This window comes from Sphaerisporangium corydalis (genome assembly GCF_025506355.1).
In the GTDB taxonomy this organism is placed as follows: domain Bacteria; phylum Actinomycetota; class Actinomycetes; order Streptosporangiales; family Streptosporangiaceae; genus Sphaerisporangium; species Sphaerisporangium corydalis.
Map to the genome: position 1 here is coordinate 1 of NZ_JANZYP010000091.1, position 24,197 is coordinate 24,197.

The following is a 24,197-nucleotide window of genomic DNA, read 5'->3' on the forward strand; positions in this document are numbered from 1 at the left end:
GGTGGGGGGTGGGTAGAGGGGTGGGGGTGGGGGCGTCGTCAGTCAACTGTCGCCCTCGAAGAGGCTGGTGACGGAGCCGTCGTTGTGGGGGGTGGGTAGAGGGGTGGGGGTGGGGGCGTCGTCAGTCAACTGTCGCCCTCGAAGAGGCTGGTGACGGAGCCGTCGTTGAAGACCTCGCTGATGGCGCGGGCGATCAGCGGCGCGATCGACAGGACGGTCAGCTTGTCGAACCGCTTCTCCTCGGGGATGGGCAGCGTGTTGGTGACGACCACCTCGGAGATGCGCGAGTTCTTCAGCCGGTCCACCGCCGGCGAGGAGAAGATCGCGTGCGTGGCGGCCACGATGATGTTCGTCGCGCCCTGTTCGTACAGCGCGTCGGCCGCCTTGCAGATGGAGCCGCCGGTGTCGATCATGTCGTCGATCAGCACACAGGTGCGGTCCTTGACCTGGCCGACGACCTCGTGGACCTTCACCGAGTTGGCCACGTCGAGGTCGCGCCGCTTGTGGATGAACGCGACCGGGGTGCCGAGCTGGTCGGCCCAGCGCTCCGCGAGGCGCACGCGGCCGGTGTCGGGGGACACGATGGTGGTGGTGTCGGGGTCGAGCTTGCCGCTGAGGTAGCGGTGCAGCACCGGCAGGGCGAAAAGGTGGTCGACGGGCCCGTCGAAGAAGCCCTGGATCTGCGGCGTGTGCAGGTCGACCGACATGAGCCGGTCGGCGCCCGCCGTCTTGAACAGGTCGGCCATCAGCCGCGCGGTGATCGGCTCGCGGCCCCGGCCCTTCTTGTCCTGGCGGGCGTAGCCGAAGAACGGCAGGACCACGGTGATCCGCTTGGCCGACGCCCGCTTGAGGGCGTCCACCATGATGAGCTGTTCCATGATCCAGGTGTTGATCGGCTCGGTGTGGCTCTGCATGACGAACGCGTCGCTGCCCCGGACCGATTCGAGGTACCGGGCGTAGATCTCGCCGTTGGCGAAGTCGTGCAGCTTCGTCGGCGTGATCTCCATGCCGAGGTGCTGCGCCACCTCCTCCGCCAGCTCGGGGTACGCCCGCCCCGATATGAACATCAGGTGCTTCTCGCCGGTGGTCTTCTTGCCGCTCATGCCCTACTCCTTGCCTGGCGGTTCGCCGGGCACGCCCGGGACACACCGCCGTGCCTTCCGGTTCGCTCGCCACGCCTGTTCATCGTGCTGCTCCCCCAGTGTTCTCCGGCCTGATCAGGCCGGACGCTCCGGCCGGCCTCACCCGCCCGGCCGGCCTGTTCACTCTCACTCATGCCCGGCCTGGCCGCTCTGACCGGACCCTTCGGCCGGGGCCGCCGAGCGTTCCGCGGCGTCCGCCGAGGAGGTGCCCGGGCGCTTGCGCGCGACCCACCCCTCCACGTTGCGCTGCTTGGCCCGGCCCACCGCCATCGCCCCCGGGGGAACGTCGTTGGTGATGACCGACCCCGCGGCCGTGTAGGCCCCGTCGCCGATCGTGATCGGGGCGATCAGCATGTTGTCGCTGCCCACCCGGACGTGGTCGCCGACGGTCGTGTGGTGCTTGGACACGCCGTCGTAGTTCACGAAGACGCTCGACGCGCCGATGTTGCTGCCCTCGCCGATGGTGGCGTCGCCGACGTAGGTGAGGTGCGGCACCTTGGAGCCGTCGCCGACGCGGGCGTTCTTCATCTCGACGTAGGTGCCGGCCTTGGACCCCTTTCCGAGCACGGTGCCCGGCCGGAGGTAGGCGAACGGCCCGACCGACGCGCCGGGGCCGATCTCGGCGCCCTCGCAGACGGCGTTGCGCACCACGGCGCCCGCACCGACGACCGTGTCGGTGAGCGTGCTCGCGGGCCCGACCTCGGCGCCGGTGGCGATGGACGTACGCCCGTGGAGCTGGGTGCCGGGGCGGACCACGGCGTCGGGCTCGATGGTCACGGTCACGTCGACCCAGGTGGTGGCGGGGTCGACGATCGTGACCCCGGCCCGCATGTGCGCCTCGACGACGCGGGTGTTCAGCACCGAGCGGGCGAAGGCGAGCTGGACCCGGTCGTTGACGCCCTCGACCTCGACGTGGTCGGCGGCGACGTGGGCCCCCACGCGGTGGCCGTCCTCGCGCAGGATCGACAGCACGTCGGTGAGGTACTCCTCGCCCTGGGAGTTGGCGGTCGAGACCCGCTTGACGGCGTCGGCGAGCAGGAGCCCGTCGAAGGCGTACACGCCGGAGTTCATCTCCTTGATCGCCCGCTGCTCGGGCGAGGCGTCCTTCTCCTCGACGATCGCGAGGACGGCGCCGGTCGTGTCGCGGATGATGCGGCCGTACCCGGTCGGGTCGGGCACCTCGGCGGTGAGCACGGTGACCGCGCTGCCCTCGGCGGCGTGGGAGGTGAGCAGGGCGGCGAGGGTCTCGGTGCGCAGCAACGGCGTGTCGCCGTAGGTGACCAGGACCGTGCCATTGATCGTGCCGACCGACTCGAGGACGGTGCGGACGGCGTGGCCCGTGCCGTTCTGCTCTGCCTGGACCACGGCGCGGGCGCCGGGGACGGCGGTGGCGAGGTGGGCCTGGACCTGCTCGCGAGCGTGACCGATCACGACGATCAGGCGCTCGGGGGCGAGGCCCTCGGCGGCGGCGAGCATGTGGTCGACCAGGGCGCGACCGCATAGCTCGTGGAGGACTTTGGGCTTGGTGGACTTCATCCGGGTCCCCTCGCCTGCGGCGAGGACGATGACGGCTGCCGGGCGCGGCACACTCACGGACTGAGGCTCCCTCGGCGTCGCGGCTGAGACATGACGGCGTGGATGACGCACGGCCACCGTCCCGGCGCCACACCGCCACCCACCCGACACCGTGAGAATACCTGCCGCCTGCGGGGACGGGTCCAGCCCCCTCGGGGAAGTGCGTGGGGACTAGGGGGCTGTGGTGAGACGAGAGAAAAGTTCCGGCGCCTGGACTCGAACCAGGACAACCCTGCTCCAAAGGCAGGTGGGCTGCCAATTACCCAACGCCGGACCGATCAGACCTTCAGCAAACCGCGCTGACAAGAATACCCACCACAGCCCCTCACCGCTCAACGCATTACTCCAGCCGGTACGGTCCTCCCGTACCCTGGCGGGCGTCCCGGGCCGGACGGCGGGCGTGACGAGGGCGGACGGCGCCCACCCGGCGGACGCCCACGCCCCCACAGCGGGTGTCCCACCCAGGCCGGGCGGCACCGATCACGCGGGCGGGACGCGGGCGCGCCGTCCCGGACGATCCCGCTGGTCACGGCTCTGGACCGGCGGGAGCGGGCATCCATCTTTGGCACATCTCGGCCCGCCTCTTGGCCTTACAGGCGCGTCCCAATAACAGATACGGGCATGAATGCGCAAGGCGTGGATCCGCCACCGGATGCCGCCCGAAGCGTCATCTTCTCCACATTACAAACTTAGGGATTCCTAACTTACGATGGCGTAGGTTACGGTTACGTAGCTCCGGAACGCCCGTAGTACTTGATCCTCGATCTCGTGAGGTAGCCCATGACCGTCGTCGAAGACCGCGCGACCCCGCCGCCACCCAGGCCGGATCTCGAGCCCGATCCCAAGAGCAACTTCGAGCGGGTCCTGCTCGTCATCTTCGTCACGCTGCCGTTCATCGCCCTGCTCGCCGCCATTCCCATGGCCTGGGGACACTTCCTGGGCTGGAGCGACGTCGCCATCAGCGCCGTCTTCTACGTCTTCACGGGGCTCGGCGTCACGGTCGGGCTCCACCGCTACTTCACGCACGGGTCCTTCAAGGCCAACCGGCCCCTGAAGATCGTGCTGGCCATCGCGGGCAGCATGTCGCTGGAGATGGGCGTCATCGACTGGGTGGCCACGCACCGCCGCCACCACAAGTACTCCGACAAGGAGGGCGACCCGCACTCGCCGTGGCGCTTCGGCAACGACTGGAAGGCGCTGACCAAGGGCCTGATCTTCGCGCACATCGGCTGGATGTTCTCCTCCGAGCGCACCAACCGTGAGCGGTTCGCCAAGGACCTCATGAACGACAAGGACGTCTACCGCATCCACCTGGCGTTCCCCTGGCTGGTGTTCGCGTCCATGGCGCTGCCCCCGCTGATCGGCGGCCTGGTGACCTGGTCCTTCTCGGGCGCGCTGACGGCGTTCTTCTGGGGCAGCCTGGTGCGCGTCGCGCTGCTGCACCACGTGACCTGGTCGATCAACTCGGTGTGTCACGTCTTCGGCGACGAGACCTTCGAGGTCCGCGACAAGTCCCGCAACGTGTGGTGGCTGGCCATCCCGTCCTTCGGCGAGTCGTGGCACAACCTGCACCACTCCGACCCCACCTCGGCCCGGCACGGCGCCCTCAAGGGGCAGCTCGACCCGAGCGCACGGGTGATCCGCTGGTTCGAGCAGGCCGGCTGGGCGACCGACGTCAGGTGGCCCAACGCTGAGCGTCTGGCGGCGAAGCGGCTTGGCTGACTCAGCCCCTATGTCGGGCCGCCGGTCGGCGGCCCGAACCCCTGTCCTCACCCCCTCCGCCCCTTCAAATCTTGATTTAGGCGGCCAAACAGGCACGTTGGCGGTTGCCGTGAACGAGGCTCCGGCCATTATTAGACCCATGACCGAACCCCGCTCGCGCGTACGCATGACCGGCAAGGAACGCCGCGAGCAACTGATTCGCGTCAGCCGCACCCTGTTCGCCGAGAAGGGGTTCGACGGCACCTCCATCGAGGAGATCGCCGCCAGCGCCCGGGTCTCGAAGCCGGTCGTGTACGAGCATTTCGGCGGCAAGGAAGGCATCTACGCCGTCGTCGTCGACCGTGAGATGCAGCGCCTGCTGAGCCTGGTCGGCGTGGCCCTGACCGCGGGCCACCCGAAGATCCGGCTGGAGCGCGCCGCGCTGGCCCTGCTCCAGTACGTCGAGGAGTCCAGCGAGGGCTTCCGCATCCTGGTGCGCGACTCCCACGCCGCCTCGGGCACCGGCACGTTCGCCAGCCTGATCAACGACATCGCCAGCCAGGTCGAGGACGTGCTCGCCGACCAGTTCGCCGACCGGGGGTACGCGCCCACTCTGGCCCCGATGTACGCCCAGATGCTCGTCGGGATGGTCGCGCTGACCGGGCAGTGGTGGCTGGACGCGCGCAAGCCCGACCGCGAGGAGGTCGCCGCCCACCTGGTCAACCTCGCGTGGAACGGCCTGACCGGGCTGGAGCCGCGCCCGGGGCTCACCGCCGCGTCCACGCGCACGCGCATCGAGCTCCCGGCGGTCGTCGAGTTGCGCAGCGTCGCCCGGCCCACCGAGAAGGAGCTCAAGGAGCAGGAGCGGGCGCGCGAGAAGGAGGCCAGGGAGCAGGAGAAGGCCAGGGAACGCGAGCTCAAGGAGCAGGAGAAGGAGCTCAAGGAGCAGGAGAAGCTGCGCCTCCGCGAGCAGCGCGAGCAGGAGAAGCTCCAGCGGGAGCAGGAGAAGGCGCGGGCACGCGAGCTGCGCGAGCAGGAACGGCTGCTGGAGCAGGAGCGCCGTGAGCAGGAGAAGGCACGGGCCCTGGAACTGCGCGAGCAGGAGAAGGCACGGGCCCTGGAGCTGCGCGAGCAGGAGAAGATCCAGGCGCAGGAGCTGCGCGAGCAGGAGCGGCTGCGCGCCCAGGAGGCCAAGCAGGCGGAACAGGCCGGACGGGCCGAGGAGGACCCCGAAAAGGGCCAGGAGCGCGCGGACGGCGGCGAAGTCGCCCGGCGGCACCTCGGAGTCCCCGAGTAAGTAAAACCGTCGTTGCTGAAAAGTTAACGTGCCGTTCAAGTAAGTAGGGCATTTTGGACATATGTCCGCCGAGATCGTGCCACCGACCCCTGAAGGACACGACGACCTTCCCGCCTCGCAGGAGCGCTTCCTCAATCGTGAGGAGAGCTGGCTCCATTTCAACGAACGGGTACTGGAACTGGCCGAGGACTCCACCGTTCCCCTGCTGGAACGGGTGCGCTTCCTCGCCATCTTCGCCAGCAACCTCGACGAGTTCTTCAGGGTCCGGGTCGCCGGCCTGAAACGCCGCATGGCCACCGGCCTGCTGCTACGCACCAAAAGCGGACTCAAGCCCCGCGAGGAGCTGGCCAGGATCGCCGCCATCGCGGACGACCTGGCGCTGCGCCACGCGGCCGCGTACCACAAACAGGTCTGCCCCCAGCTCGCCGGCGTGGGCATCGAGATCGTGCGCTGGGAGGACCTGGACAGGGACGAGCGGACGGCGATGCGCAAGCTGTTCCGCGAGCGGGTGCGGCCGGTGCTGACCCCGCTGGCCGTGGATCCGGCTCACCCGTTTCCCTATATTTCGGGCCTATCACTCAACCTCGCCGTGACGGTGCGCAACCCGAGCACGGGGCACACCGTCTTCGCCCGGGTGAAGGTGCCCTCACAGCTCCCCCGGTTCGTGTCCGCCTCCAAGGACCGTTTCGTCCCGCTAGAGGATGTGATCGCCGCCCACTTGGGCCAGCTCTTCAAGGGCATGGAGGTGGTCGAGCACCATGTGTTCAGGGTGACCCGCAACGAGGACCTCGACGTGGACGAGGACGTCACCGAGAACCTCATGCAGGCGCTGGAGAAGGAGCTCCTGATGCGGCGCTTCGGGCCTCCGGTGCGGCTGGAGGTGGAGGACACGATCAGCCAGGCGGTCCTGGACCTGCTGGTGGACGAGCTGGACGTGTCCGACCACGAGATCTACCGGCTGCCCGGCCCGCTCGACCTCACCGGCCTGCACGCCATCGCCGACCTGGACCGGGGCGAGCTGACCTTTCCGCCCTTCGTCCCGGCCGAGGCCGTGCACGCCGAGGACGACATCTTCTCGGTCCTCCGCGAACGGGACATCCTGGTCCACCACCCGTACGACTCCTTCTCCACGAGCGTGCAGCGGTTCATCGAGCAGGCGGCGGCCGACCCCAGCGTGCTGGCCATCAAGCAGACGCTCTACCGCACCAGCGGCGACTCGCCGATCGTGGACGCGCTGATCGACGCCGCCGAGGCCGGCAAGCAGGTCGTGGTCGTGGTCGAGATCAAGGCCAGGTTCGACGAGCACGCCAACATCACCTGGGCGCGGAAGCTGGAGCGGGCCGGCTGCCACGTGGTCTACGGCGTGCTCGGCCTGAAGACCCACGCCAAGCTCGCGCTGGTCGTCCGGCAGGAGCCCTCCGGGGAGCTGCGCCAGTACTGCCACATCGGCACCGGCAACTACAACCCCAAGACCGCCAGGCAGTACGAGGACTTCGGCCTGCTCACGGCGGACCCGCTGGTGGGCGAGGACCTCACCGACCTGTTCATCCACCTGACCGGCTACTCCCACCACTCGGCCTACCGCCGGCTGCTGGTCGCCCCGCACTCGATGCGCGGCGGGCTGCTGGCCAGGATCGAGCGGGAGATCACCCACCACATGGCGGGCCGCCCCGCGCGGATCAGGGTCAAGACGAACTCGCTGGTCGACGAGCCGCTGATCGACGCGCTGTACGCGGCGTCGAGGGCCGGCGTCCAGGTGGACCTGATCGTCCGAGGGGTGTGCACGCTCCGTCCGGGCATCCCAGGTTTGTCGGAGAACATCAGGGTGAGAAGCATTCTGGGGCGGTTCCTCGAACACTCGCGGATCTACGAGTTCGGCGGCGGCAGGCGGCCGGAGATCTGGATCGGGAGCGCCGACCTGATGCGCCGCAACATCGAACGCCGCGTGGAGTCGCTGGTGAAGGTCAGCAGCGCGCAGCACCGCGCCTACCTCTCCGAGATCCTCGACATCTCGATGGCCGACACCACCAGCAGCTGGTGGCTGAACGGCGACGGCACGTGGGTGCGGCGGCACCGTGGCGCCGACGACGAGCCGCTCGTCGACCTGCAGTCCCATCTGGTCGGGACCCGGCGGTGGAGGACGATCGATGACTGAACCCCATGTGCATCCCACGGACGTGGTCCGGGCCGGCGGGGCGATCGTGTGGCGGGGCGACGCCCTCGATCCCGAGGTCGCCGTGGTCCACCGCCCGAAGTACGACGACTGGTCGTTCCCGAAGGGCAAGCTGAAGCCCGGCGAGCACGTGATCGCCGGGGCGCTGCGGGAGGTGGCCGAGGAGACCGGGCTCAGCGTCGCCCTCGGCCGCCACCTGCCTCCCGTCCACTATTTGAAGAGCGGGCGGCTCAAACGGGTCGACTACTGGGTGGCACAGGTCATCGAGGAGGTGGCCCAGGAGCCCTCCGACGAGGTGGACGAGCTCGTGTGGCTCCCGGTCGCCGAGGCGCGGGCCCGGCTCACCTACGAGTGGGACGCGGGGCTGCTCAGGGCGCTGACGGCCGCCCCGCTGGAGACCACGCCGTTCGTGCTGGTCAGGCACGCGTACGCGGGCTCGCGCCAGGACTGGGGCGGCGATGACGACCTGCGTCCCCTGGACGAGGAGGGCGAGGCGCAGGCGAGGACCGTCGCCGACCTGCTGTACGGCTACCGGCCGTCGGCGCTGGTCAGCTCGCCGAGCAGGCGGTGCGTGCAGACGCTGCTGCCGTACGCGGCCAGGGAGGCCCTGAAGATCCGCACCGAGCGGCTGCTGACCGAGACCGAGTACGACACCGCGCAGTCGCTGGCGCTCGCGCTGGCCCTGCTGGACGACGGCGCTCCCGTGGCGCTCTGCGGTCACGGCAAGGTGCTGCCCGAGCTGATCACCGGCCTCTGCGAGAACCGTTTCGACGGCTTCGCCGAGGACACCCACCTCCGCAAGGGCGCGATCGCGGTCCTGCACCACGTCGGCGGCCGTGTCACCGCCGTCGAGCGCTACCTCACCTAGCGAGCACGGATTTCACGCGGCACCGACCGCCGCCGGGCGTCGTCTCATCGCGACCGGCGGCGTCGGGCGTCGTCTCATCGCGACCGGCGGCGTCGGGCGTCGTCTCATCGCGACCGGCGGCGTCGGGCGTCGTCTCATCGCGACCGGCGGCGTCGGGCGTCGTCTCATCGCGACCGGCGGCACCGGGCGGTGGGCTCAGGTGTCCTCGGCGGTCACCCGGGCCCAGACGGCGGGGAACTCCAGGTGGGACCGGTCGGCGGCGGCACGCTCCAGCCCGGCGAGCAGGCCGTAGGTGAAGGTGTCCTCGCCCGCCTCCCGGGCCCGCTGGGCCTCGTCGAGCAGGATCTGCTGGGCGATCACGCCGTCCTGGTACAGGCCGAGGACCTCCTGCACGTCCTTGGCCCGCTTGGCGATCACGGCGGCGGGCTCGCCGAGCAGGGGCCTGAGCGCGTCGGCCGTGTAGCGGGCGCGCTTGGCCGCCTTGCGCACGTCGTGCATGGCGATCTCGCGCCGCTCGGCGTCCTCGATCGCCTGGGCGGCCTCGTACCTCCTGACCACGCGCCGCCAGCCCTTGCGGGCGACGGGGGCGAGCGTCCTGTCCGCCCTCTTGATCGCGAGCGGGGTGAGCGGCGGGTTCGCCACCAGGGCGTCGAGCCGGTCGAGCAGGGCGAAGTACCGCTGCCCGCTCATCACCTCGTTCACGCGCGCGAGCGCCTCGTGCTCGCGCTCGGCCAGGTCGTCGACGAGCCGGGCGCGGACCGGGCCGGTGACCAGGACGGGGTCGAGCGTCTCCATGAGCCGGGAGAAGCGCTCGCGGATGACCTCCAGGTCGCGCGCCTCGCCGAGCACGTTCGCGATCCAGCGCAGTTCGTCCTGGATACCTGAGGTGCCGGTGACCACGTCGGAGAAGGACCTCAGCGCGCTGCGCAGGCGGCGGCTCGCCACCCGCATCTGGTGGACGGCGTCGTCGCCCGCGCGCCGCACGTAGGGGTCCTGGGCGACCAGGGCGGCCACCTGGTCCTTGAGGTAGCCGACCACGACCGCGCCGGCCGAGCCGTCGTCAGGGGCGGGGATGGCGGCGGGCGGGATCCGGGGGCCCAGCAGGCGGGCGAGCTTGTTCTGCGAGGAGGCGGGGACCGCGCCGGCCTTGCGCAGGAGCTTTCCGGTCCGTTTCAGGACGGCGGCGTCCCCGCCGATCAGCTCGGCCTCGATCTCGCGCCAGCGGTCGACGTGCCGGTCCGCGCCGAAGACGGCGCCGAACACGGTGCCCTTGACGTGGTCGTCGGCGACCTCCAGCAGCGGCCGCCCGCCGGCGTCGCGCAGGCTGGTCACCTTGCGGAGCGTCTCCAGCTCGGCGACCGGGTGGAGCGTCTCGCCCCGGGTGTACGCCTGGACCAGGTCGGCCAGCTCGCGCGGCACGATCTTGGCGCTGCGCGTGAGGGGGTGGGCGATCTCGTCGCGCACCCCTCTGGCCTTCGGGAGCTTGAGGTGCCAGCCGGCGTCCTCGCCCCCGCGCCGCCTCCGCAGCGTGATCCCGCGCGCGGCCAGGCGCAGGTCGGCGGTGTCGAAGTACAGGGCGGTCAGCCGGTGGGTGACCATGTCGACGACCTCGGCGCAGCCGGGGACCCCGGTGAGCGCGGGCACCTCGTAGTCTCGCGGCACATCGAACTTGTCCTCGATCTCGATCGCCATGCCCACCCCGCAATCAGCCGACTTTCGCCCATAATGTCACGTTTAACTGGGCAAGGGCCGCCGCGCCACGACGAAGATCCGGCGGAAGGGGAAGGCCGTGCCGTACGGCTCGCGCGGATATGCCGTGGTCAGCGCCACAGCGCAGTCGTCCAGGAAGGCGTCGCGCCTTTCCTGATCGGGGCCGAAATGGTCCAGCATGGGCCGCAGGGCCGTGCCCATGATCCAGTTGAGCGCGGCGTTCTCGCCGGACAGCAGATGGACGTAGGTCGTCTCCCAGGCGTCGACCTCGCAGCCGAGCCCGGCCAGCAGCGCGAGATAGCTCGCGGGGTCGCCCGCGGGCTGGTACCGGACGAGGTCGCTCAGTTCGTCCCGCCAGGCCGCCGAGTCGCAGACCCGCCGGATGATCTGGTGGCTCGGGGCGTCGAAGTTGCCCGGCATCTGGAAGGCCAGCCAGCCACCCGGCCGGAGGTGCCCGACCCAGCGGGGCAGCAGCTCGCGGTGCTCGGGTATCCACTGGAGCACGGCGTTGGAGACGATCACGTCGACCGGGCGCCCGGGGTCCCACGTGCGGGCGTCGCCCACGCTGAACTCGGGTCCTGGCGGGGCCTTGGCGATCATCGCGGGCGAGGAGTCGACACCGTGGACGGTGGCCTGCGGCCAGCGGCGGGCCAGCTCGGCGGTCAGCTCGCCGGTGCCGCAGCCGATGTCCACGACGTACTCGGGGTCGTCGGCGCCGATCCTGGCGACGAGATCGAAGAAGGGGCGGGCACGCTCTCCGGCGTACCGGCCATAGACGGCGGGATCCCACATATCTCTTGACATCAAGATACTTTTTATCGGGAGAGATGTCTCGATGTCAAGAGAGCTAGACTCGGCGCCATGACGACGACGCGCCGAAGCGACGGGTCCGCCGAAGACTCCGCGCGGGGGTCCGCCGAGGACTTCGCGCGGGGGTCCGCCGGAGACTTCGCGCGGGGGTCCGCCGGCGACTCCGCGCGGGACGAGGTGGACGAGCTCGTCATGTCGTGGCGCCAGGAGCGTCCCGACCTCGACGTGTCGCCCCTCCAGGTGCTCAGCCGGGTGTCCCGGCTGGCGCGGCACCTCGACCGGGCCCGGCGCGCGTCCTTCGCCGAGCACGACCTGGAGCCCTGGGAGTTCGACGTGCTCACCACCCTGCGCAGGTCAGGGGAGCCGTACGAGCTGAGCCCCGGCGCCCTGCTCCGCGCCACCCTGGTCACCTCCGGGACGATGACCAACCGCATCGACCGGCTCACCGCCGCCCGGCTGGTCCGCCGCCGGCCCGACCCCGAGGACCGGCGCGGGGTGCTGGTGTCGCTCACCGAACTGGGACGGGCGCGCGTGGACGAGGCCTTCGCCGACCTGCTGCGGCGCGAGCGGGAGCTGCTCGCGAGCCTGGACGCCGACGAGCAGCGCACACTGGCCGCCCTGCTCCGCACCATGCTGGTCCCGTTCGACTCGGCCGCCAACGGCGCCTGACCGACCCGCCTCCCGGCCGCGACCGACCTCTGGACGGTCCGTCCGACCCGGAACGACCCCTGGAGGTCCGTCCGACCCGGAACGACCCGGGGACGGCGCCGAGCCCCGGGCGCCTCCGGACCGCGCTAGAGGGTCACTCGCCGAGCTTCTCGGCCAGGTCCATCCATTCGAGCTCGACGGACTCCTTCTGCGCCTGAAGATCTTTCAGCTCGGCGTCCAGGGACGCCAGCCGGCCGTAGTCGGAGGCCGCGTCCGCCATGGCGGCGTGCAGCGTGGCCTCACGCCCGCTGATCTTGTCGAGCTGGCGTTCCAGCCGGGACAGCTCCTTCTGGGACTCGCGCAGCTCCTTGGCCGACGGCCCCTGCGCCGGCGCGGCCTCCCGCGGCTCGGCGGGCGACCCCGCTGAGGCGGAACCGGCCCGCGCCGTCAGCGCCGCGCCCGCCGACCGCCGCTGGAGGTACTCGTCGACCCCGCCGGGCAGCAGCGACAGGCTGCCGTCGCCCAGCAGGGCCACGCTGCGGTCGGTCACCCGCTCCAGGAAGTAGCGGTCGTGGCTGACCAGGATCAGCGTGCCCGGCCAGGCGTCGAGCAGGTCCTCCAGCTCGTTCAGCGTCTCGATGTCGAGGTCGTTGGTGGGCTCGTCCAGCAGCAGGACGTTCGGGTCGTCCATGAGCAGCCGCAGGAGCTGCAGGCGGCGCCGCTCGCCGCCAGAAAGGTCGCCGACCACCTTCCACTGGGCGTCGCCACGGAAGCCGAGACGCTCCAGCAACTGGGAGGCGGTCCACTCACGCTTGCCGACCTGGATGAACTTGCGGATCTCCTCGACGGTCTCCAGGACCCGCCGCCCGGGGTCCAGCTCGGCCAGCTCCTGGGACAGGTGGGCCAGCCGCACGGTCTTGCCCTGGACGAGCCTGCCGGAGTCGGGGCGCACCGACCCGGCGAGCAGCCGCAGCACCGTCGACTTGCCCGAGCCGTTCACCCCGATGAGCCCGACGCGGTCGCCGGGGCCGAACTGCCAGCTGCACCGGTCGAGCACGAGCGGGCCCTCGCCGGGGCCGCCGGCGTGCAGGGTGACGTCGGCGAGGTCGTAGACGGTCTTGCCGAGGCGCGCGGAGGCGAACTTCACCAGCTCGACGGTGTTACGCGCCGGCGGCTCGTTGGCGATCAGCGCCTGGGCGGCGTCGATGCGGAACTTGGGCTTGGACGTGCGCGCGGGCGGGCCGCGGCGCAGCCAGGCGATCTCCTTGCGCATGAGGTTCTGGCGGCGGTCCTCGGTGGCCTGGGCGACGCGCGCCCGCTCGGCCTTCGCCAGGACGTACGCCGCGTAACCGCCCTCGTAGCGCTGGACGGTGCCGTCCACGACCTCCCAGGTGCGGGTGGACACCGCGTCGAGGAACCACCGGTCGTGGGTGACGGCCAGCAGGGCCGACCTGCGGGCCGAGAGGTGGCCGGCCAGCCAGGCGATGGCCTCGATGTCGAGGTGGTTGGTCGGCTCGTCGAGGATGACCAGGTCGTGCTCCTCGATCAGCAGCCGGGCCAGGGCGGTGCGGCGGCGCTCGCCACCGGACAGCTCACCGGCCCTGGCCTCCAGCTCGATGTCGCCGAGGAGGTTGGCCAGGATCTCCCGGGTCGCCTGGTCGCCGGCCCATTCGTGCTCGGCGCGGTCGCCGAGCACGACCTGCCGCACGGTCATGGCGGGATCGAGGTCGTCGCCCTGGGACAGAAAGCCGATGCGCAGGCCGCGGGTGTGGGTCACCCGGCCGCCGTGCGGTTTCACCGTGCCGGCGATCACGGAGATGAGGGTGGTCTTGCCGTCGCCGTTACGGCCGACGACGCCGACTCGGTCACTCGCCTCGATGCCGAGGGAGACGTCACCGAGCAGGGGCTTCGGACCGTAGGCATGGGAGACCGATTCGAGGTTTACCAGATTCATCGCCCCCAAAGCCTATCCGCAGCCCACCCACGCCAGGGCACGCCACCGGGGACGCGGCGTCAGGGGCGGGCGGGGATGATGGCGGCTCCGGGGACGGGGCCGTAGGCGGTGACGACCGAGCGGCAGACGCCCGCGACCTCCAACGCCATCGCCAGCGCGGCCGCCTGGTCCGCCGACCCGGCGAGGAAGGCGCAGGTCGGCCCGGATCCCGACACGAGCGCGCCGAGCGCGCCCTGCTCCCGGCCCGCTTCGAGCGTGCGCGCCAGCGGCCGGCACAGCATCAGCGCGGCGGGCTGGAGGTCGTTCACCAGCGCCCCGCCGAGCGCCTCGGCGTCCCCGGCGGCGAGCGCGGCCATCAGGGTCTCGCCGGCCTGGGACCAGCCGACCTGCTCGCCGTTGGCCTCGCGCATGCGGTCGCACTCGGAGTACACCTTGGCGGTCGACAGGCCGCCCTCGGCGAGCGCGAAGACCCAGTGGAACCGGCCGGTGACCTCGACGGGCACCAGCCTCTCCCCCCGCCCGGTGCCCACGGCGGTGCAGCCGAGCAGGGCGAACGGGACGTCGCTGCCGAGGTCGGCGGCGATGTCCATCAGGTCCTCGCGGGCCAGTCCGAGACCCCACAGCGCGTCGCAGGCCACCAGGGCGGCGGCGGCGTCGGCGCTGCCCCCGGCCATCCCGCCGGCGACCGGGATCGTCTTGCGGATCAGCAGGCGGACGCCCGGCGGCCGTCCGGCGCGGGCGGCGAGCGCGAGGGCGGCCCGCACCGCGAGGTTGCCGCCGTCGAGCGGGACCTGGTCGGCGGACTCGCCCTCGACGGCGACCGTGACCGAGCAGCCGCCGGACACGACGGCGGGCGCGTCACCCGGGCGGGCCGCCAGGTCGTCGGAGGCGGTGACCTCGTCGAACAGGGAGACGGCGTGGAAGACGTTCACGAGGTCGTGATAGCCGTCGTCGCGCGGCGGGCCCACGGAGAGCTGCAGATTGACCTTGGCGGGCACACGGACGGTCACGGAAGTCACGGGACCCGATGGTAACCCTCCGCCCCGGCGGATCCGGCGAACGACTCCGCGACGGCCCCTGCCGGTCACCCGGGAGCCCCCGCCGCACCGCACGGTACAGACTGCCAGATATGCGACAAGTCCCTATCACTAGGACAAACGACCGGACAGCCGAGATCGAATGTCTGTACCGTGACCGTCCGGGGCTACGGGGTGACGGGTGAAGGAGAGCACCATCGACGGGCAGAGCATCGCCTCCCCGCTGAAAGACGGCGATCCCACCGAGATAGGGCCCTACACGCTGGTCGGGCGCCTGGGCGAGGGCGGCATGGGCACCGTCTACCTGGGCACGTCCTCGACCGGCCTCCAGGTGGCCGTGAAGGTGGTCAAACGGCAGTTCACCGAGGACAAGGGGTTCGCCGCCCGGTTCCGCTCCGAGGTCGCCAGCGCGCGCAGGGTGGCGTCCTTCTGCACGGCCAGGGTGCTCGACGACGGGATCGCCGAGGACGGCCGGCCCTACATGGCCACGGCCTTCATCTCCGGCACCCCGCTGTCCGCGCAGATAGCCGAGTACGGCCCGCTGGAGGAGTCCCCCCTGGTCGGCGTGGCCTTCGGGGTCTGCGCCGCGCTCGCCGCCATCCACGCCGCCGGGCTGGTCCACCGCGACCTCAAGCCCGGGAACGTGATCCTCTCGACGACCGGGCCGCGCGTCATCGACTTCGGCATCGCCCGCGTCCTGGACGGCCTCACCGGCCCGACCCTGACCGGCGAGGTCGTCGGCACCCCCGGCTGGTGGGCCCCCGAGCAGATCGACGGCCGGCCGGTCACCCCGGCGACCGACGTGTACGCCTGGGGGTGCCTGGTCGCCCACGCGGGCAGCGGGCGCCACCCCTTCGGCACCGGCGACCCGATGACGGTGGCGTACCGCACCATGCACGAGGAACCCGACGTGCGCGGCCTGCCCGAGCAGCTCGACCGTCTGGTCCGCCGCGCCCTGGACCGCGACCCCGCCGCCCGCCCCACGGCGCAGGAGCTCCTGCTCGCCCTCATCGGGGGCGACTCCGCCTCCGACGGCCCCGCCACCCACGTGCTGGAGGAGATGTGGGAGCCGCCCGAGAACCTGCGCGCGGCGGGCACCCCGCCGGCGCCCGCCGCCCGGGGACGCCGGCGCGGGTCGCGGTGGGCCGCCGCGACGGTCGCCCTGGGCGCCGCGCTCGCCCTGGTGGCCGCGGTCCTGTGGGTACGCGGGCATCCCCTGGACGGCGAGGCGGCGGGCCCGCTCCGCGCCGACGACGTCGGGCGGCGCGTCCTGGTGGGCGACCAGGGCCTGCAGATCGTCCTGCACGACCCTCCCGGGTGCGGCGGGCCGGCCTACGAGGACGGTCACCTGGCGGCCGGCATGCAGACCTGCCACGCGGAGTGGTTCGTCCTGAACCTGGGCGGGTCGACGATCAGGCTCGCGGGCCCGCTCGACCTCGTCGACGACCGGGCCGGGCGCCACAAGGTGAGCCGCGTCGTCCGGGCCGGCGACCCGCTTCCCGGGGCGGGCGGCGCGGTCCCGGCGGGCGGGGTGGCCGACGTCCGGCCCGGCCAGACGCTCGTCTTCGGCGGCGAGTACGTCATCGCCGCCGGGCTGCGCGCCGTCGCCCTCGCGGGGCCGGTCGTCAGCGGCGGCGAGACCATCGAGGTGCGCGTGTGAGGCGGCTCCTGCTCGCCCTGGCCATACTGGCGGGCACCCTCACCACTGCCCCCGCGCACGAAGCCACCACCCCGCACGGATCACAGACCTCCGCGCCCGGCGACTGCGCGAACGCGGGGACGGCCGACTTCGACGGGGACGGCAGGAACGACGTCGTCGCCGGCGACCCCTTCGGCGACCCGCCGGGCACGTGGGCCGGCGGCGGGCACCTGTTCTTCCTGCGCGGCACCGCCAACGGGTTCCCCGAGGTGAGCGGCGCGCCGTTCGACCGGGTCGGCGGCCTGGGCGGCTGGGTGGCCCGCGCGGGCCACATCGACGGCGACCGCTGCCTGGACCTGGTGGTCGCGTCCCCGTACTGGACGGGCCAGGTCACCGAGGGCGCCGGCGGCCGGGCGACCCCGGTGCCCGGGGCCGGTGACGCCTACATCTACTGGGGCGGACGCGACTTCGGCCGCGCGAACGCGGGCAGGATCGAACTGCGCGCCCCCGAGCAGCGCAACGGCGCCCATTTCGGCTGGTCGCTGGCCGTCTCCCCCGGCGCGGTCGCCGTGGGCGCGCCGTACGAGGACGGCGACGGGATCCCCGACTCCGGCGCGGTCTACGTGTACGCCTTCGGCGGCCCCGACGGGCGGCGGCCGGCACCGCCGCGCCGGTTCACCCAGCAGACCCCCGGCGTGCCGGGCGACGGCGAGGCGGGCGACCTGTTCGGCTGGTCGGTCGCCCTGGGCTCGCTCGGCGCGGGGCCCGCCCAGGACCTGGCCGTCGGCGCGCCGTACGAGGACAGGGGCGTCGGAGGGGCGCCCACGCCCGACTCGGGCGCGGTGACCGTCGTGTACGACGCCCTGGCCGGCCAGGGGACCTTCTACCGGGGCGACGGCTGGGATCTGTCTGAGCTGGCCGGCGGCACCCTGACGGCCAAGGCGGGCGACCTGTTCGGCTACTCCCTGGCCTACGGGCAGGACGGCACCTCGGCCTACCTGGCCGCCGGGGCCCCGCACGCCGACGCGGCCGGTCAGCGCGACGCCGGGGCCGTCCAGCTCATCACGGGCGGCCGTGCCGGGGGCGGACTGCGGCCGGCGGGCATCCTCGTCCAGGGCGCCGGCGGTATGGCGGACACCTCCGAGCCGGGCGACCAGTTCGGGTTCTCGCTGGCGTTCTCCGGACCCGATCTCGTCGTGGGCGCCCCGTTCGACGGCGACGGCACGCGTCCCGAGACCGGCGCGGTGCACGTCATCGCGCTCTCGGCGACCGGTGCCCAGACGGGACGCCCGCCCGGCTCCCCGGCGCCCGTGCCGGCCGCCGGGCGGCTGGTCAGGGCGAGCGGCGCACAGACCTACGACCACTTCGGGTGGGCGGTCAGCGGGGCGGGTGACGGGTGGCTGGTCGTCGGCGTGCCGGACCGGAACAGGACCGGCGCCGCCGCGCTCGTCCCGCCCCGCGACGGCCCGGTGCGGATGCTGGCCCCAGGCGACGGGCGCGTCGCCCTGTTCGGCCGGACGGAGCACGGCGCGACCCAGGGAGTCGACTTCGGCGCCGCCGTCGCCGGATGACCAGGGCCCCAGGGGCGGCGGGAGTCCCGGGGGATGCCGGGGGGCGGCGGGAATGCCCGGGCGGATGCCCCCGGTCCGGTGGGTCAGGGGCGGTTCTCGGCGATCCTGGCGAAGTCCTCGACGCGGAGTTGCTCTCCGCGTTCCGACGGGTCGATGCCCGCGGCGCGCAACGCCGTCTCGGCCGCGGCGGCCGTGCCCGCCCACGAGGCCAGGGCGGCCCGCAGGGTCTTACGGCGCTGCGCGAACGCCCCGTCGATCACCGCGAACACCTCCTCGCGGGAGGCGGTCGTGCTCGGCGGCTCCCTGCGGGTCATCGCCACGAGCCCGGAGTCGACGTTGGGCGCCGGCCAGAAGACCGTGCGGCCGACGGGCCCGGCGCGACGCACGTCGGCGTACCAGGCCGCCTTCACCGAGGGCACGCCGTACACCTTGGAGCCCGGGCCCGCCGCCATGCGGTCGGCCACCTCGGCCTGGACCATCACCAGCCCCCTGCGCAGCGAGGGAAGGTGCTCCAGCAGGTGGAGCACCACGGGCACGGCCACGTTGTACGGCAGGTTGGCCACCAGCGCCGTGGGCTCGGGGCCGAGCTCCTCGGGCCGTACGCGCATCGCGTCGGCGCGCACGACGGTCAGCCGCCCGGCCAGCGAGGGGGCCCGCTCGGCGACCGTCAGCGGGAGCTGGGCGGCCAGGGCGGGATCGATCTCGACCGCGACCACCCGCCGCACCTCGGGGAGCAGCGCGAGCGTCAGCGACCCGAGGCCGGGCCCGACCTCGATCACCACGTCGTCGGGCGACAGTTCGGCCACCCGGACGATGCGCCGGACCGTTCCGCCGTCGATGACGAAGTTCTGCCCGAGCCGTTTGGTCGGACGAAGATCGAGCTTGTCCGCCAAATTACGTATTTCTACCGGACCAAGCAGGTTAACAATTGAACTGCCCATCCACACAGTGTCCCGCACCGAACAGTCTCCAGAGGAAGGTGACAGATCACCTCAAGTAGGACAGCGCAGTCGTTACCGATCTTCAAGTGGGAGGAAAGTGGGCATGGGTAATGTGGCCGCGCCGGGAAGTGAGGAGGCGTCGTCAATGGACCGTGCCGGTATAGAACCGTTACGCCCGAGCGATCCTCCGCGGATCGGGCCCTACCGGCTGCTCGGCCGGCTCGGCCAGGGCGGCATGGGCACGGTGTATCTGGCCGAGGCCCCCACCGGCCGCTCCGTGGCCGTCAAGGTGGTCAAGGCCGAGTTCACCGTGGACGAGGGCTTCGCCAAGCGATTCCACGCCGAGGTGTCGAACGCCCGGCGGGTCGCGTCGTTCTGCACGGCGCAGGTGCTCGACAACGGCAACGCCGACGACGGCACGCCCTACATGGTCACCGAGTACATCGCCGGGACCCCGCTCTCCGCCCAGATCACCCGATACGGCGCGCTGGAGGCCGGAACGCTGCACGGCGTCGCGCTGGGCGTGGCGGCGGCCCTGGCGGCCATCCACGTCGCCGGGCTGGTCCACCGCGACCTCAAGCCCGCCAACGTGATCCTCTCGATGTCGGGGCCCCGCGTGATCGACTTCGGCATCGCCCGCGCCCTCGACGCGACGCACGGCGTCACGCAGTCGGGCGAGCTGCTCGGCAGCCCCGGCTGGTGGGCGCCCGAGCAGGTACGCGGCGAGGACATCACCCCCGCGGCCGACATCTTCGCCTGGGGCTGCCTGGTGGCCTACGCCGGCAACGGCCGGCACCCGTACGGGCGCGGCGACATGATCACCCTCGCGGGCCGCGTGCTGACCGGCAAGCCGGATCTCGGCACCCTGCCCGCGCCCCTCGACCGGCTGGTGCGGCTGGCCACCCACGGCGACCCCCAGCGGCGGCCGTCCGCCCAGGACCTGCTGATCGCGCTGGTGGGCGGCGACCTCGGACGCCCTGAGTTCGCCGACCCGCCGACTTTGGCCGCGCCCGTCGACCCGCCGACGCTCGTGGCGACCGAGATGCTCAACGAGTCCTGGGAGCCGCCCGCCAACGTCGCGGCGGCCGCCGTCGACGACGCGGTCAAGGCCCCCGGCGGCGACGCCGCGAAGGGCACCGGAAGTGACGCCGCGAAGGCCCCCGGTGGTGACCGGACCCCCGGCGGCGCCGAGAGCGGCGCTGCCAAGAGCATCCCGGGGGTCGGGAGCGGCGGTGCCAAGAGCGTCCCGGACGGGAAGGGCGCCGACGCCGCGGGCGGCACGATCGCCGAGTCCGGTTCCATCGCCGACACCGACGACACCCAGCCGGGCCTGGTGATCCCCGGCATGGCCTACCGGCCCAAGCTCACCTCCCTGCCGAACCCCGCGAGCCCCCTCCGCCCGGAGGCCTCCCGGCCGGCCCCCGCCGGCACCGCCCGCCCCACGGCCCCGGCGCCCGGCGGCACGACCGGTGAGACCTCTTCGCCCGCCGTCGCGGCCGGTGAGACCCCCTCGTCCGGCGTCACGACCGGTGAGACCCCCTCGCCGGAAGTCCCCGACGCCGCGAACCAGGGCCTAGCCGACACGGACGTCTCCACGCGCGGCCTGCTCACCCCGGACGCGCCCACCCAGGACCTCCCCGAGAGCGCGGCGGCCACCCAGGGGCTCGCGGGGAACGAAGCGGCCACCCGAGGTCTCCCCGACACGGGCGCGGCCACCCGTGACCTTCCCGGTCCGGACGGCTCAGGCCGGGGCGGATCGGGCACGAAGGTCATCGACCCTCGTGCCCGGGACGGGCAGACCAACGCGGGCCCGCCTGCGGGCCTTCTCGACCCGGGACCGGGCGACACACGGCCGCCGGTGGGGACGGACGCCGTCACGATGCCGTCCCCGGTGCCCGCCCAGCAGGGCGCGCCCCCGAGCCGCTCCCGCAAGTGGCTGATCCCCGCGCTGACGGTGCTCGTGGGGCTCCTGGTCACCGGCGGCGTGCTGGCCGTCGTGGCGAACAACCGGTCGACGGTACGGGCCACCGACGTCTCCGCCGTCTCCGCGCGCCCCACGCCCGCGCCGACCCACGAGAACGACGTGGGCAGGCGCTACACGGCCGGTTCCTTCATCGAGGACCCTCAGTTCGTCGTCCCCCGCCCGGCCCGGTGCGGCCTGACCTCCTACCCGGGCGCCGACGCGCCGCAGGGCCTGTTCTGCGAGGTCAGGTGGACGCTGGTCAACCCCGGCGGCACGCCCGCGACGACCGCCGCGACGGCGCCGACGCTGGTGGACGACGCCGGTGGCGAGCACGAGGCCGCCGGGGTCTCCACGGCGGTGCCCGGCACGCTGGAACCCGGCGCGAAGGTCGACGGCGTCTTCGTGTACGACCTGCCCAAGGGACGCGGCGCGGCGACGCTCAAGATGCGCATCTCCGACTCGCAAACGATCGAGGTACGGCTGTGACGTGGCGTTCGGCTCTCGTGTCCCCGCTGCTCGCGGGGCTTCTCGCGACATCCTTCGCGGGGGTGGTGGTGCCGCGCGCCGAGGCCGCCGCCGACTGCTCCAACGCCGGCCCGAACGACTTCGACGGTGACGGCCGCGACGACGTCGCCGTGGGCGACCCGCTGGCGGACGCCGGGAACGTCCAGGGGGCCGGGTCGGTGCACATCCTGCCCACCGGCGGCGAGGGCACCGGCAACGGCGTCGTGGTGACCGCCCCGGACGGCAAGGCGGGCGACGCCTTCGGGTGGACGGTGCGCACGGCGCACGTCGACGGCGACCGCTGCCTCGACGTCATCGTCGGCGCGCCCTACGCGGACGCCGGTGGGACCGCCGACGCGGGCATCGCGTACGTCATCCGCGGCGGCGCCTACGACGGGCGGGTGCCCCCGGAGGCGATCACCACGATCACGCCACCCCGGCCGGAGCGGAACGCGCACTTCGGCTGGGCCCTGGCCGCCGCCAGGTCCCCGTCCCGGCCGGGCGGGACGATCGTGGTGTCCGCGCCGTACGAGGACGCCGACGCCACCACCGACTCGGGCGCGATCTACGCCTACGCCGCCGACGCCGACGGGGCTCCCGGCGCGGCGCACCGCGTCACCCAGGAGTCCGACGGCGTGGTCGGCAACGGCGAGGGCGGGGACATGTTCGGCTGGTCGCTGGTGCTGGGCCGCCTCGGCGGGTCGGCCGACGCGCTCGACGTGGCCATCGGCTCCCCGTACGAGAACGACGACGGGGCGGGCAAGCAGAGCGGGGACGCCGGCAAGGCCGACACCGGCTCGGTCGAGATCATCTACGACGTCGCCGAGGCGGGGCAGACGTTCACCAGTACGAAGTGGGGGATCCCGGACTCGGTGCGGGACGTCACCGAGCATGCGGGCGACCGCTACGGGTACGCCATCGCCTACGCGGAGTTCGAGGGCAAGCCCTACCTGGCGGCCAGTGCCCCCCTCGCCGACATGGCGGGCGTGCCGGACTCCGGGCTGGTGCAGACGTTCGAGCTCGACCCGAGCGGCGCGGTGAAGCCCGCCAAGAGCATCCGCCTCGGCGCCGGTGGCCTGGCCGGCCAGCCCGCGCAGCAGAAGGCGGCGCTCGGCTGGTCGCTGGCCATGGTGGGGAAGGCCGGTTCCCTGTGCCTGGCGATCGGCAGCCCCTTCGGCTCCCAGGGCGGGGCCGAGGCGGGCACGATCTTCGAGGTCTACCTGAACGGCGACCAGGCCGGGCGGCTGCTCGGCAAGGAGAAGCCGCAGGCCTACGACCACCTCGGCTGGTCGGTCGCCGCGTTCGGCGCGCCCGACGCTTTCGCGCCCGGCGCCGGGCTGGTGGCCGGGGTGCCGGACGAGCGCACCTCACCCGGCGGCGCCGTCGCGATCATCCTGGACGGCGGCCCGGCCAAATTGCTGATCCCCGGCCGGGCGGGCGTCCCCGCCGTCCCCGGCGGCTCCTCCGCCGACTTCGGCGCCTCCGTCAGCGGGTGATCTCCCCACGTCGCCCCCCTCGGAGGGACACTCCCGCCACCGGGTCACCCGGGCGGCCCCGCTGACACCGAGTGACGCGGGCCGCCCGCCGGCCGTCAGCGGGTGATCACGCCGCCGGCGGCCTGGGGCCTGTTCTTGGGCTTGACGGTGGTCCCGCCGGCGAACAGGCGGGCGCCGCACGCGGGCCACTGGCCGCGCCAGCGGCCCGCGACCCGCTGGTAGAGGAGCTGGGCGCGGTAGGTCTGCTCGGTGGCCGGCCAGTCGATCGGCCGCCCGGTGCCACCGACCGCCTGCCACATGGCCAGGCTGAACTGGTACATCCCGTAGTAGGGCCCCCTGGGGTTGACCGACCTCGGGTTGGCGTACGACTCGCAGCGCGCCAGGGCGGTCCAGTTGAGGGCCGTGACCGAGTGCCTGACCGCCACGGTGTGCAGCGGGCGGGGCGGCGCGGCCTGCCGGACGGGGGTGAGCGGACGCCCGGCGCCCGAGGGCGCGAGGGGCCGCGCCGGGCGCGGCGGCAGCGCCGGGATGATCCTGATCACCGCGTTCTCCTCGGGGAAGGTGCCCATCGACGGGCGCACCCTGTCCCCCCTCGCCAGGGTGATCTTCTGCTGGGCGAGCACGGAACGCACCGTGCGCCCGGTGGTCAGCGCGTCCAGCCGCACCCGCCCCCGCACGACCGTCACGCGCCGCTGGGTGCGTACGTCCAGCGCGAAGCCCGACACCGGGATCTGCCGCATCCAGGACGCGGACAGCATGGCCCGCCGGTCGCTCAGGTTGAGCTCCTGGAGGGCCTCGCCCACGTTGAGCGCGGTGACGGTGTGGGTGCTCCGCCTGCCGTCCACGATGAGGACCAGCGGCCGGGCGTGCCGTACGACGATCGAGCCGCCGTCGGCCACCTCGTCGTCCCTGGCGGGATAGACCTCGTCACCGGGGCCGACGTCGACCCGCACCTCGGCGAGCACGTCGCGGACGGTGCCGCCGAAGCTGCGGACCGTCGTCTCGCCGCCGTCGACGGCCAGACGCACCTCCTTGGTCAGGACGCCGCCGCTGAACAGGCCGATCGACACGCCCGCCACGGCGGCGCCCGTCATGACCGTCCACGGGGAGGCCGCACCGGACCGCAGGGCGGACCGGAGGCGGCATGGGCGTCGCGGAGCACGGCGCG

17 protein-coding genes and 1 tRNA gene are annotated in these 24,197 nt (G+C 72.7%); 9 read left to right on the top strand and 9 right to left on the bottom strand.

Annotation, left to right across the window (positions count from 1 at the left end; all coding sequences use genetic code 11):
* Positions 1–125: 125 nt before the first annotated feature.
* From NYZ98_RS38205 to NYZ98_RS38215, 3 genes are all read right to left on the bottom strand, one after another.
* Complete coding sequence (locus NYZ98_RS38205) at positions 126–1,103, bottom strand: ribose-phosphate diphosphokinase (protein ID WP_262849800.1); 978 nt, start codon at positions 1,101–1,103, stop codon at positions 126–128.
* Between the two features lie 165 nt (positions 1,104–1,268).
* Complete coding sequence (glmU, locus tag NYZ98_RS38210) at positions 1,269–2,735, bottom strand: bifunctional UDP-N-acetylglucosamine diphosphorylase/glucosamine-1-phosphate N-acetyltransferase GlmU (RefSeq protein ID WP_262849802.1); 1,467 nt, start codon at positions 2,733–2,735, stop codon at positions 1,269–1,271.
* 183 nt (positions 2,736–2,918) lie between these two features.
* A tRNA-Gln gene (locus NYZ98_RS38215) sits at positions 2,919–2,991 on the bottom strand.
* A 506-nt stretch (positions 2,992–3,497) separates the two neighbouring features.
* On the opposite strand from NYZ98_RS38215, the gene NYZ98_RS38220 reads away from it, so the two are divergent.
* The 4 genes from NYZ98_RS38220 (at position 3,498) to NYZ98_RS38235 (ending at position 8,756) form a co-directional block, all read left to right on the top strand.
* The gene (locus tag NYZ98_RS38220) at positions 3,498–4,439 is read left to right on the top strand and encodes an acyl-CoA desaturase (protein WP_262849804.1); all 942 of its coding nucleotides are present in this window, start codon (positions 3,498–3,500) and stop codon (positions 4,437–4,439) included.
* 139 nt (positions 4,440–4,578) lie between these two features.
* Positions 4,579–5,715: a TetR/AcrR family transcriptional regulator gene (locus tag NYZ98_RS38225; RefSeq protein WP_262849806.1), complete on the top strand. Its 1,137-nt coding sequence runs from the start codon at positions 4,579–4,581 to the stop codon at positions 5,713–5,715.
* Positions 5,716–5,776: 61 nt separating this feature from the next.
* Entirely contained in the window at positions 5,777–7,870 is a 2,094-nt protein-coding gene (locus NYZ98_RS38230) for an RNA degradosome polyphosphate kinase (protein WP_262849808.1), read from the top strand.
* On the top strand, positions 7,863–8,756 hold the full coding sequence (locus tag NYZ98_RS38235) for an NUDIX hydrolase (protein ID WP_262849810.1): 894 nt from the start codon (positions 7,863–7,865) through the stop codon (positions 8,754–8,756). Before NYZ98_RS38230 ends, NYZ98_RS38235 begins: the two co-directional genes overlap by 8 nt.
* Before the next feature lie 195 nt (positions 8,757–8,951).
* Here the strand turns inward: NYZ98_RS38235 and NYZ98_RS38240 are convergent, their stop codons facing one another.
* Both NYZ98_RS38240 and NYZ98_RS38245 read right to left on the bottom strand, forming a co-directional pair.
* A complete protein-coding gene (locus NYZ98_RS38240) occupies positions 8,952–10,448 on the bottom strand; it encodes a CYTH and CHAD domain-containing protein (RefSeq protein ID WP_262849812.1) in 1,497 nt (498 codons plus the stop codon).
* Between the two features lie 42 nt (positions 10,449–10,490).
* The gene (locus tag NYZ98_RS38245) at positions 10,491–11,270 is read right to left on the bottom strand and encodes a trans-aconitate 2-methyltransferase (RefSeq protein WP_262849814.1); all 780 of its coding nucleotides are present in this window, start codon (positions 11,268–11,270) and stop codon (positions 10,491–10,493) included.
* Positions 11,271–11,468: 198 nt separating this feature from the next.
* Between NYZ98_RS38245 and NYZ98_RS38250 the strand changes: the two genes are divergently transcribed.
* Positions 11,469–11,945, top strand: coding sequence for a MarR family winged helix-turn-helix transcriptional regulator (locus NYZ98_RS38250; protein ID WP_262849857.1), 477 nt, complete (start codon positions 11,469–11,471; stop codon positions 11,943–11,945).
* A 133-nt stretch (positions 11,946–12,078) separates the two neighbouring features.
* Here the strand turns inward: NYZ98_RS38250 and NYZ98_RS38255 are convergent, their stop codons facing one another.
* Entirely contained in the window at positions 12,079–13,878 is a 1,800-nt protein-coding gene (locus NYZ98_RS38255) for an ABC-F family ATP-binding cassette domain-containing protein (protein WP_262849817.1), read from the bottom strand.
* Positions 13,879–13,937: 59 nt separating this feature from the next.
* Complete coding sequence (locus tag NYZ98_RS38260) at positions 13,938–14,897, bottom strand: 4-(cytidine 5'-diphospho)-2-C-methyl-D-erythritol kinase (RefSeq protein WP_262849819.1); 960 nt, start codon at positions 14,895–14,897, stop codon at positions 13,938–13,940.
* Positions 14,898–15,096: 199 nt separating this feature from the next.
* Here NYZ98_RS38260 and NYZ98_RS38265 point away from each other — a divergent pair, with 199 nt between their 5' ends.
* Positions 15,097–16,575: a serine/threonine-protein kinase gene (locus NYZ98_RS38265; RefSeq protein WP_262849821.1), complete on the top strand. Its 1,479-nt coding sequence runs from the start codon at positions 15,097–15,099 to the stop codon at positions 16,573–16,575.
* Positions 16,572–18,125, top strand: a complete 1,554-nt coding sequence (locus NYZ98_RS38270; protein WP_262849823.1) for an FG-GAP repeat protein — start codon at positions 16,572–16,574, stop codon at positions 18,123–18,125. The genes NYZ98_RS38265 and NYZ98_RS38270 overlap by 4 nt, the downstream gene beginning before the upstream one ends.
* A gap of 83 nt (positions 18,126–18,208) precedes the next feature.
* On the opposite strand, the gene rsmA is transcribed toward NYZ98_RS38270, so the two are convergent.
* The gene (gene rsmA / locus NYZ98_RS38275) at positions 18,209–19,066 is read right to left on the bottom strand and encodes a 16S rRNA (adenine(1518)-N(6)/adenine(1519)-N(6))-dimethyltransferase RsmA (protein WP_262849859.1); all 858 of its coding nucleotides are present in this window, start codon (positions 19,064–19,066) and stop codon (positions 18,209–18,211) included.
* A 145-nt stretch (positions 19,067–19,211) separates the two neighbouring features.
* Here rsmA and NYZ98_RS38280 point away from each other — a divergent pair, with 145 nt between their 5' ends.
* Complete coding sequence (locus NYZ98_RS38280) at positions 19,212–21,515, top strand: serine/threonine-protein kinase (RefSeq protein ID WP_262849825.1); 2,304 nt, start codon at positions 19,212–19,214, stop codon at positions 21,513–21,515.
* Positions 21,512–23,029, top strand: coding sequence for an FG-GAP repeat protein (locus tag NYZ98_RS38285; RefSeq protein ID WP_262849827.1), 1,518 nt, complete (start codon positions 21,512–21,514; stop codon positions 23,027–23,029). The genes NYZ98_RS38280 and NYZ98_RS38285 overlap by 4 nt, the downstream gene beginning before the upstream one ends.
* Positions 23,030–23,124: 95 nt before the next feature.
* On the opposite strand, the gene NYZ98_RS38290 is transcribed toward NYZ98_RS38285, so the two are convergent.
* Positions 23,125–24,123 (bottom strand): resuscitation-promoting factor, encoded by a 999-nt coding sequence (locus tag NYZ98_RS38290; RefSeq protein ID WP_262849832.1) that lies wholly within the window; start codon positions 24,121–24,123, stop codon positions 23,125–23,127.
* Between the last annotated feature and the right edge of the window lie 74 nt (positions 24,124–24,197).